At 64.9% G+C, this 10900-nt stretch carries 6 protein-coding genes; 2 read left to right on the top strand and 4 right to left on the bottom strand.

What is annotated here, in order from left to right:
- Positions 1–242: 242 nt before the first annotated feature.
- Entirely contained in the window at positions 243–3827 is a 3585-nt protein-coding gene (locus tag EO139_RS05365; RefSeq protein ID WP_104648185.1) for an ATP-binding protein, read from the top strand.
- Positions 3828–3899: 72 nt separating this feature from the next.
- Here EO139_RS05365 and mdtD read toward each other — a convergent pair whose 3' ends face one another.
- Positions 3900–5321, bottom strand: a complete 1422-nt coding sequence (gene mdtD / locus EO139_RS05360) for a multidrug transporter subunit MdtD (RefSeq protein WP_119128011.1) — start codon at positions 5319–5321, stop codon at positions 3900–3902.
- A gap of 445 nt (positions 5322–5766) precedes the next feature.
- Here mdtD and EO139_RS05355 point away from each other — a divergent pair, with 445 nt between their 5' ends.
- Positions 5767–7305, top strand: coding sequence for an AraC family transcriptional regulator (locus tag EO139_RS05355; protein ID WP_119127762.1), 1539 nt, complete (start codon positions 5767–5769; stop codon positions 7303–7305).
- Here the strand turns inward: EO139_RS05355 and EO139_RS05350 are convergent.
- Genes EO139_RS05350 through EO139_RS05340 form a run of 3 tightly spaced genes read right to left on the bottom strand, consistent with a single transcriptional unit; the run spans position 7302 to position 10900 of the window.
- Positions 7302–9086, bottom strand: a complete 1785-nt coding sequence (locus EO139_RS05350) for a hypothetical protein (RefSeq protein ID WP_126969610.1) — start codon at positions 9084–9086, stop codon at positions 7302–7304. The genes EO139_RS05355 and EO139_RS05350 overlap by 4 nt on opposite strands.
- A 39-nt stretch (positions 9087–9125) precedes the next feature.
- On the bottom strand, positions 9126–9812 hold the full coding sequence (locus EO139_RS05345) for a glycoside hydrolase domain-containing protein (protein WP_126969608.1): 687 nt from the start codon (positions 9810–9812) through the stop codon (positions 9126–9128).
- 41 nt (positions 9813–9853) lie between these two features.
- Complete coding sequence (locus EO139_RS05340) at positions 9854–10900, bottom strand: NUDIX hydrolase (protein ID WP_241235914.1); 1047 nt, start codon at positions 10898–10900, stop codon at positions 9854–9856.

Genomic DNA, 10900 nt, shown 5'->3' with positions numbered 1-10900 from the left:
CGCGCGGCCGCGCAGGCGGCGATGGGGAGGGCCGAGCATGGAGGACGTGCTGCTCTCGTCGCTTGCCCCGTCGCACCGTTGCTGCTTGGCGCGCATGCAGCAGCGGTAAACCAGATCGACCCCGTGCAGGTGCCGGTTCGGCCTCGGGGTGAAAACGGATGCGCGGCGTGGCAAGCTCGCTCGGGCTTGCTCGCACCGCGCGTGGCCCGCACTATGCGGCGACTTGTCGTGAAACCTGTCCAGTGCGCCTTTTTTTGTGTTTTTCCTATTGGTTGATCGCGGCAGCGTCGCTGTGTCTGTGCGCCACGCTGCAGCCTGCATGGGCGAGCTCGCGCGCGCTGCTGACGCCGGTCCCCAGCCAGATCACGGTTGCCGACGGGCTGCCCTCGGACACCGTCAGCGAGCTTGCCGAAGACCAGCAGGGCTATCTCTGGATCGCCAGCGATGACGGATTGGCCAGATTCGATGGGCGCAACTACCGCATCTGGCGGATGGAAGAAGGGCTGACCAGCAACGCGATCTGGACCATCTGCGTCGATCGCGACAATCGGGTGTGGATGGGTTTCGAGAACGGCGGTGCCGGTTTTCTTGAGCCCAAGACACGTGCGTTCAGGCGCTTGGAGAGCCCGCAGTTTCCGGAGCTGCGCGAGATCACGGTGTGGGCGCTGGCCCACACGCCAAACGGCGATGTCTGGCTTGGCACCGCTGCCCATGGGCTGTATCGGCGGCGTCCCGACGGCAGCATGCAGCGATTTTCCAACGTGCCCGGCGACCCGACCAGCCTGCCGTCCGACAGCGTGATCGGGTTCGCGGTCGCGCCTGACGGAACCTTGTGGATCGGCACCCATGGCGGGCTGGCTCGCTGGGACGGCACGCACTTCCAGCGGGTGCCGCTGCCTGGAACCACGCAGGCGGTCAATCGGCTGTACATGGAACGCAACGGCGGCACCTTGTGGGTATCGGATGTCGTCGGCGATGCGTTTGGTGTGGACGCCAATGGCCAGGCGCGGCCCCAGCCGTGGCAGAAGGCGGTGAGCAAGCGGCGGGTCATGGGTGTGCTGCTGCATGATCGCAACGGGCGCTATTGGCTGGACACCGACGGCGGCCTGGGCCTGTCTACTGCAGGAACCGACATCAGCAGCGTGCCGGTCTACAGCCTGTCGGCGCATGGCCTGGTCCGGCGGAACTGGATTGCGGCCTACGAGGATCGGGAGGGCGGGCTGTGGTTTGCAGCGCTCGAAGGCGGCCTGTGGCACCTGCCGCCGCATTGGGACACTTTTGCGGTCGTGGCCTCCCACGGCGGCGATCCACAGTCGCTGACCAACCCGTCCGTGCTGGCGACGGCGCCGTCGGCTGCGGGCGGCGTCTGGCTGGCCGGCTCACGGCACGTGCTGGAATATCTCGATACGGTGACCGGCCAACTGCAGACCCACCTGGCCAACATCGACGCCCGTCCGCCCGACTCCATGCTCGAAAGCCGGCGCGGCTTGGTCTGGATCGCTGTCGAAGGAACATTGATTCGCTATGACCCGCAGACCCGGCAGGCCAGACGCTGGCAGTTGCGTGAGGATGTCGAGCCCGATCCCGACGGTGCTGCGGACCGACCGGGCTGGATGGCGGAGGACGCGCAGGGCCGGCTGTGGGTGACGGTGCTGGAATACGGCCTGCAGATCCGCAACCAGGAGGGGCAACTGCTGCGGACCATCGTCCATGGCAGCCATGGACTGGAGCCATTGACCATCCTGGACATACGGCTTGGCCCCGATGGTCAGATATGGCTGAGCAATAACGCCGGTCTACGGCGCTGGGACCCCGCTGCCGACCGCTTCGTCCCCGTCGACGGCACGCCGTCCCTGCCGACGTACCTGTTCCGGCTTGGAGAGGGCGGCGTGGTCTGGACCGGCTTGGCTGGCGAGATCCGGCGCTATCTGTGGGACGGAAAGCGGCTCAAGCACCTGGATACGGTCGGAAAAGAGCAGGAGTTTCCGATGGTGGCGCCCAATGGCCTGGTGGTCGACGCCAGGGGCGTGGCCTGGGTGTCCAGCCAGCGCGGCCTGATCCGGATCGATCCCGGCAGCCGACTGGTGCGTGTGTATGGGGTGCACGACGGGCTCCCCAACCAGCAGCTGCAGATCAACACCCTGGTGCAGGCCGGCAGCGGGCGGGTCGTGGCTGCATCGCCCGACGGTGTCGTGGTGTTCGATCCGGCCACGATGCGCCCCAGCACACGCCGGCCGCCGTTGATCATCGAACGCGTGGGCTTGCGGCGCGGGGAGCGTGGCCTGGATATCACCGGGCAAGAGCCGCTGACGATGCAGGACGACGATCGCGACCTGCACATCGTCGCGCGCCTGCTCAGTCTGGCCGATTCGGAGTCCAACAGTTACCGCTTCCGGCTGAGTGGCTACGACCCGGACTGGATCGATGTCGGCCCCAGTGGCGAACGGCTGTTTTCGCGACTGCCCGCAGGGCATTACACGCTGGAAGTGCAGGGCCGCACCGCCGATGGAATCTGGTCGGCCAGCCAGACGCTGCGCTTCCAGGTATTGCCGCCGTGGTGGCTGGCGCCGTGGGGGCTGGTCCTGCTGGGCGTGCTCGCCCTGTGCATCGTTGCCGCGGCGGTGCTGTTGTATCGCCGCCGCCTGCGGCGCTTGAATGCCTGGCAACTGGCGGTGCACAAGCAGGAACTGGCCGAGCAGGCGTCGTTGGCCAAGACGCGTTTCCTGGCCACGCTCGGCCATGAGGTGCGTACGCCGATGACCGGTGTGCTGGGCATGAGCGAGCTGTTGCTCAAGACCTCGCTGGACAACAAGCAGCGCAGCTATACCGAATCGATCCGCCGCGCCGGCGCGCATCTGCTGCGCCTGGTCAACGATGCGCTGGACCTGGCGCGGATCGAATCCGGGCGCCTGGAACTGGACCTGGAGCCCTTCTCGGTACGCCAGCTGGTGGCCGAGGTGGAGGGCTTGATGGCACCGCTGGCGCAGGAACGCGGCCTGCGTTTCAGCCTGGAAGTGGGGCTGCTTGGCGACATCACCGCCAGCGGCGATGTCACCCGCATCCGCCAGATCCTGCTCAACCTGCTCAGCAATGCGATCAAGTTCACCGAGCGCGGGGTGGTGGGGCTCAAGCTGACCACGCTGGGGTCGTACCAGGGGCTGCGTTTCGAGGTGGCCGATACCGGGCCGGGCATCAACGCCGATCAGAAAGCACGCCTGTTCCAGCGCTTCGAACAAGGCGACGGCGCCAAGACCACCTCGCGCTACGGCGGCAGCGGTCTGGGCCTGGCCATCTGCCAGGAACTGGCGATGGCGATGGGCGGGCATATCGAGGTGATCAGCCGGTTGGGCGCCGGCACGCGCTTCGTGGTCGATCTGCCGCTGCGCTGGGTCGCTTCCAACGCCACGCTTGGCGGCGAGGTGGCACGCACCGGAGGCGCGGTCGCCCCGCAGCGCATTCTGCTGGTCGAAGACGACCCCACCATCGCCGAGGTCATCGTCGGCCTGCTGCGTTCGCAGGGGCACTCGGTGGTGCATGCACCGCACGGGCTGGCCGCGCTGACCGAAGCGGCCGACAACCCCTTCGACCTGGCCTTGCTGGACCTGGATCTTCCCGGGCTGGACGGCTTTGCGCTGGCGCGGCAGCTGCGCGTGTTCGGTTACGACATGCCGTTGATTGCGGTGACCGCACGCTCGGACGAAGAGGCCGAGCCCACCGCGCAGGACGCCGGCTTCGACAGTTTCCTGCGCAAGCCGCTGACCGGCGACATGCTGGCCGACACCATCGCCGAGGCGCTGCAGCGCGAACGCCCGCGTGATCAGATATAGCGCCATGTACCGCGGCCGGGATCGCACACGCCATTGACCCGCGCCGCGCTAGGCGATGTCGCCCAGCCATCGCTATTCGGCAACTTCCTCCACCTGCCTGGGATGCGGCCGCGTCTCGGCCAGTTGCCAGAAGATCAGCGTCGAGGACAAGGTGATGCCACCGACGCACAGAAAGGTCGCATGCAGCGCCGCCGTGGCGCCGTGGCTGTCGCCCAGATGCGTGTTGAAGGCGGCCAGCAGACTGCCCGCTGCCGCCGCGCCGAAACCGGTGGCCAGCATCATCACCATCGACAACAAGCTGTTGCCGGGGCTGGCCTGCTCGCGATCCAGGTCGCGCAGGGTGACGGTATTCATGACGGTGAACTGCAGCGAGTTCACCGCGCCAAAGCAGGCCAGCTGCAGCAGCCGCAGCCATAGCGGCTGGCCGACATCGACCAAGGCGAAACTGGCCATCGCCAGGCCCACCAGCACGGTATTGAGCATCAACACGCGGCGGTAGCCGAAGCGGCCGACCAGCTTCACGGCGGCCCGCTTGGCAGCCATGCCGGCCAGCGCCACCGGCACCATCATCAGCCCGGCATTCATCGGGCTCATGCCCAGGCCGACCTGCAGCAGCAGCGGAATCAGGAACGGCATCGAGCCACTGCCCACCCGCGCGAACAGGTTGCCCAGGATGCCGATGCGATAGCTGGCCACCTTGAACAAGGCCAGCGGAAACAATGCCGCCGGCGTACTGGCCGCATGCAGCCAGTAACCGGCCAGCGCAGCAAGCCCGCCGATTGCCAGCAGCATGACGAAGGCGTGGCGCAGGCCGAGTTCGGAGATGCCGTCCAACGCCAACGACAGTGCCACCATGCCGAACGCCAGCATCAGATAGCCGATCAGATCAAAGCGCTGGCGCGCATCGCCGTAGTGGTCGGGCATGATCTTCAGCGCGGCGACGAAACCGATCACGCCAATCGGCAGGTTGATCAGGAACACCCAATGCCAGGAGGCGACTTCGACCAGGTAGCCACCCAAGGTGGGGCCGATCAGCGGTCCGATCAGCGCCGGGATCGCGATGAAGCTCATTGCGCGCAGGAAGTCGGCGCGCGCCACGGTCTTGAGCACTGCCAGCCGGCCCACCGGCAGCAGCATCGCCCCACCGATGCCCTGCACCACGCGCGCGGCCACCAGTTGCGGCAGCTGTTGCGCGGCCGCGCACAGCAGCGAGCCCAGCGTAAACACGATGATCGCCGCCAGGAAGGTGCGCCGCGTGCCGAAGCGGTCGGCAATCCAGCCCGAGGCGGGGATGAACATCGCCACCGCCAACGCATAGCTGAAGACCACCGACTGCATTTGCAGCGGGCTTTCGTGCAGGCTGCGCGCCATCGACGGCAACGCCGTATTGACGATGGTCGCATCCAGCATCTGCATGAAGATCGCCAGCGACACCAGCCACAGCAGCGGCTTGATGGTGTCGTAGGCGCGCAAGGTGGGCACGGGCTGGGACATGAGCATCGCCATCGGGAAGACAGCGCATTATCCCTGCGCGCGCGTGCAGAACGTCGCAACACTATAGACGACGCCATTGCTTGAGCCCGTCGCAGCGTCGCATCGCCGCAGAGGCAACGAGTGAGACGCGCCGCACCCAATCCAATTGCGGACAAGCCCGATGCTACGAATCGTCGGGAACGGGCTGTGGCGGCGTGCTAATGCCAGATCTGGCTTGCACCAAGCGGTTGTTTTGCTGGCGAATCGTTTTGCGCCTGCCACCGTCCAGTCACCGCAAGCGAGCGTTGTCTCACATCAGGGTGGATCGACCGAGGGCGGGCGAGGGGAGCGTTCGTAGAAAAAGCGGAATGCACGCTTGGAGCTTTGCCGACGGTCTGGTCAGGGATGGCGCGACTTGGGTCTGGCCGCCTTCCGAGCGCGCCAGTAGATCAGGTCGAAAGCATCCATGGAAAAGCAAGTCTTTGATGTAGTGCAGCGCGCCTATTTCCCAGGCGATCCCTTGGAAAAAATGTTGGGAAAGATCGCTGCACAACTGTCGCAGGGCGCGATCACGAACGGCGCGGTATGTAAGTTTGTCGCGGTGGAGCATCACGGTCCACCGGGTCCGGTTCTGGCAGAAACCCAGCCCCCGCCCACGCAGTGTTTTCCCGTCCAGCACGGCCGGCAAGTGCTCGGCACACTGAATGTCACGCCGGCTCAAGAACGAATGACCCCGGAGGCGATGACGCTGTGCCAGCAGATCGCAAAGTATTGTGCGTACCTGATCAAGCGCGATGCCGCGCGGGCGTTCGCGCAAGACCGGTTTGGTCGCGCCCTGTCGATCGTGGGCGTGAGCGAAGAGGTCTTGACGATCGACGAATTTGTCGAGCACGCCGCATACAGTCGCTTGCCGGTCATCGTGCGCGGCGAGTTCGGAACCGAGAAGGAAAAGGTGGCCGTTTTGCTGCATGCAGCTGCACCCTGGCGGGAGGGGCCGTTCGTTGCGATCGACTGCGCCGCTCCCGGCGACGCACCGGCAGCATGGTTCGAGCGCGCAATGGCAGGAACGCTGTTCCTGCAGGGCGTGGACGAGCTCGACGACGCGCTACAGCGCCAGTTGGCCGGGCAGCTTTGTGGCCTCGGCGGGCCATGGTCCGCCGTGGACGGCGAGGACTCGCCACGCGTGGTCGCCTCCACGACCGCTGATCTGTCGCGCCGCGTACGTGCCGGACGCTTCTCGCGGGCGCTGCTGTCGCAACTGGATGTCCTGTCGATCGAACTTACCCCGTTGCGCAAGCGACGGACAGATATCGGCTTTCACGTCGAGCACGTGCTGGATCGGCATGGCCTGGATCACGGCCAGGTGGTCACCGAAGTGCTGATGGACGCCCTGATTTACTACCCCTGGCCGGAAAACCTCCAGGAGCTGGAGCGGGTGGTGCTGCGCCTGGCGGTCATGACCGCCTGCAGGCCGATCGGCAGCGCCGACATCCAGCGCCACGCACCGCGTCTGTTGGAAGGCCGGGTGCAGGGAGCGCAGCACGATGCATGCGCGACGATGTCGCAACCGGCCGATCTTCCGGCTGAGCCTACGCAGCCGGAAACGCCGGTCGACTGGATCGCCGGCCTTCCGCATCGCCCCGGCCAGCGTCTTGCCAGCCTGCACGACGCGCTGCGGCGCGCCCTGGTGCATCTGGGTGAGCACTATGCCGAGCCGCTGACCCTGGGCGATCTGGCCCGGCAGGCGCATGTCAGCCAGTCGCATCTGGGCTTTCTGTTCCGCGACGAACTCGGCACCCCGTTCAAACCGATGCTGCAGCAGCTACGGATCGAAAAGGCCAAGGAGCTTTTGCATCAGCAGCGCAGGCTGCGCATCACCGAAGTGGCGCTGAAGGTCGGTTTCGGCGACCTGAGCCATTTCGAAAAGAGCTTCCGACGGCTGGTTGGGGTGAGCCCGCGTGTGTTCCGTAACGCCGGTGCCCAAGTCGGTGCGTCACCGGTCTAGGCGTTAGGTAGCAGTGTCTTGATGGTTTCGTGCTGCTTGGACAGCAGATCACGCAGCACGAACTCTCCGATCAGCGCAGCAGCCGCCTTGCGCTGACCGTCGATGTCCAGCAGCGCCGCATATGCATTGCCCTGATCGGACGGGCTGGAATGGAAGGGTGCCTGCGCGGCAGTAGCCGTCGTGAGAGTCAGAAACGCGACAACCGTTTTTGCGAACGGCGGTTTCTTGTTTTTGACGAACACCACCAGCGTGCACTCGTAGCTAAGACCTCCCACCCGTGGCGTGTTGTGGGGTTGGGCCAGGACCTGGACATTCTCGCCGAGCCAGCGTCCGACTGCTTGCTCGAATGCGGCAATGTCCAGCCCACGTAGCTGTTTGTGGGTCACCCGTGCCACCGCCGCCATGTCCACGCCGGAAAAACGCAGTCGGTCGATCGCCAGATAAGGGCTCTGGCCGAGGATGCTCATCAACCGCAGATCATCGCTGAAAGCTGCCGAAAGCACGACCGGCGAGGTGAAGGACGCCGACATCAGCGTGAGCAGGGTGCCGGTGCCGTAGCGTGCGGCAAGGATGCGCGTGCGCGTTGTATCGGTCGGTTGCCCGTTGACGTAGTCCGGTGCGGCTCCCAACGTGCGCGCACGTACTGATGCCATTAACGCGTTCACCAGCGCGGTGGCGTCGTCGCCAGCTTGCCCGACGTGTCTGCCCGCCATTACATCGAGGACGTCTTGAAAATGCTGCAGCTGCGCTCTGGACGCGTACCAGGCGTGGATTGCGGCCACGCGTTCGCGTCGCTTGGCTTCCTTATGCGCGCCCAGTGCGAGCGGGTCGCTTGCGATCTCGCACAACATCAGCAGATTCTCGCGCAGATGATAATCCAGGTCCGGTAACGGCAATTGCCAACGCTCCTGCGTGCCACCAGCAGTTGCAATGGTCAGGTGTCCGTTTTCCATCTCCGACCAGATCGTGATCGCTTCGATCGTGTCGCGGCGCGGAAGGCTCACGTCGATCAATTCCATCAGTATGCCGCGTGGACTTGCCGGTTCCGTGACAATCCGGTCGACATAGGTTTCCATGAGGTTGGCGTGCCAGGTGTAACCCAGGCGATAGAGCACGAATGGCTTGATCCCGTCGTTCAGCACGATGCCTGGCGGGGATGGGGTATCGCGCTCCCCGATCTTGGCGATCTCCACACCGGTATAGGCGGACAGGCCGGTGCGGTCACGCTCGAAGACCCGGCGTAATGTCTGCGGCGCGTCACAGGTGACCAGACACCTCACGTCGACTGTGTTCGGACCCCATTGCGCACGTGGAATGGGGTAAAGCTGCTCCGACAGCGGAGATTCGGGGGCCGTCAGCAGACTGAGCTCGAAGGCGATGAGGACGCCGGCCTTCTTCATCTCATCGACGACGATGTCCTCAATTTCCGCATGCAGCGCATCCTGCACGGATGTGGGAAGCCAGGGGTCGATCGCGACCTGCGTGTCCCAATCCGAGCTTCCCGAATCGAACAGGTGCTGGTCCTGCCCTTGCAATAGGTCCATGCATGCTGTGAATGCATTGCCGCCCTTGATGTAGAAGCGTGCCAGCGGCTGGTCGTCGCGCAACATGAATCGCTCGCGCACCGCGATGCATAGACCCGCGATACGATCCTGGATGGTGCCCAATACCTGGATCACCGCAGAGCGCACGTTGGGATAGCGCGCCGCGTCGTTGATCCGTTTGGTCAACTCGCCGCTGATCGCACGGCGCAGTTGTTCTTGTTCGGGAGATTCCTTCATGGCGTGGTCTCGGCTCGCAAAGGGGAAGGGGGCGTTTGCTCAGGGAGCGCTTGGATCTGCGGCGTCGGAGTAAGTGAGGTCGATCTGCAGACCATCGCAGGGCGTTCCCGGCAGCGACAGCACCGCGTTCTGTTCGCACTGCCAGAGCGCGGCATGCGCATAAGCGCAGCCGGCCGGATCGGATGCGGTCACCGTCTGGATGTCGCCGGCGTAGGTGTGGGTATTGGCGTTGGCGACGCGGCAGGCCCAGACCTGCAGCGTCGGCCCCGGCGCGAGTGCGGCAACCAGCCTGGCGGCCAGTGCGTGCGAGCAATATAGGCCCGGTGCATAGCCGGCAGCGACCAGTGCCGCGATCCAGGCGCGGATGTAGGCGACTCCAGCGTCACTGGGTTTCCCGCCGTCTTCCCAGTCAAGATAGACCGTCGCACCAACGGGAAAGCCCTCTTGATCGGCCAGGAAAGCCGCGTTTGCGCCGTCTACGCTGCCCTGGTCTGCGGTCACGGTATGCGAGCCCGGACCGGCGCTCTGTTGGCCAAGATAGATCGGCGCAAGCCCCCAGCCATTGGCGACCAACGTCGGTCGCCATCCCATCCATCCGGTATCCGCATGGCTGGGCGCAGGCGCCAGGTAATAGCCGCACCAGGCCAGCCCGGTCTGTGTCTTCAACCAGGCGAGCGCGGGCAGTCCCGGAAAGCGGTCGGTGTCAAAGCCGATGTGGAAGGTCATGGTGAAGCTCCGCGTGTGGCGAGGGCTGGTGGAACGGGTAATCAAACAGTGACTTGCAGATGTATGGCGATCAGCGCGTACCAATCGATGGCATGGCGTCTGCTTGTCTGCCACCTTCTGTCATAACTGGTTGGGGTGGGCGAACCCGGATGGTCAATGCGTGCCTGGGCGTAAGCCGCGTTGCTTACAGCGGCCCGCGACAGGACTTGGTAGGTACCCAGATAGGCGCGCAGTTGCGATTTCTCGACGCGTTGCACGCCTTCGATTTCCCAATCGCAGACTGCGCTGCTGGTCGGTCGATTGCCGCTTGCGCGCGGAACAGTGGCCCGATTGATGGATGTCGCAATGTCATCCAGAGAAAGCCTGGTCGAGAAACACGCCAGCCAGAACGATTCGCGTTTCGGGTCGGTCAGTTGCACGGGCGGATCGCTCGGGAAGTCACTCGAGTTGTCGAGCGAAAAACCGGTCTCCTCGGCAAACTCGCGCCGCGCCGCAGTCTCGGGAGATTCGCCGTCGTGGATGCCGCCACCGGGTAATGCCCATTGGCCTGCCTGATTGACGATGCCTGGTGGTTGGGCGGCTGCCCAGTCATCGAGCGCGGCCGCGATCGCCTCGGCCTGCGCGCGCGGGGTGTTCCATTGCAGGGGATTGCCGCCGGCAGCGGCGATGCTGGATGCGAGCGTGGCGGTATCGGCCTTGATGCACGGAGAAAACGGAATGGCCGGGCGGCGTGCAATCGTCACATCGATGAGATTCTGGACTGCGAACAGCGCGTTGTTGGCGATCACTTTCCCGTCGGGAGTGGCGATGCATGCGTTTCTTGCACGATCGAGTGCGCTTGCTGCGTCGGGAAAGACGGGTATCCCGTCGCACAAGACCCCGTTTGCCGCCTGGTATGCGTTACCTAGCCGAACCCGGGCAGTGTTCCAATCCTGCGCTGGATCCGCATTGATCTGACATACCAGCGCAAGCGCTTCCATCGCCAGTACCGGCGCCGCGTATTCCGCCCACCACTGATTGAGTAGGCGTTTGCGTGCAATCAGATAATTGCCGCCCCCATCCGACACCGCCGCATAGACCTGTGGCAT

It is taken from the genome of Xanthomonas sp. BRIP62411 (genome assembly GCF_003993525.1).
GTDB lineage: Bacteria > Pseudomonadota > Gammaproteobacteria > Xanthomonadales > Xanthomonadaceae > Xanthomonas > Xanthomonas euroxanthea.
The sequence above is the reverse complement of the archived record's forward strand: the minus strand, read 5'-3'. Positions and strand labels throughout refer to the sequence as shown.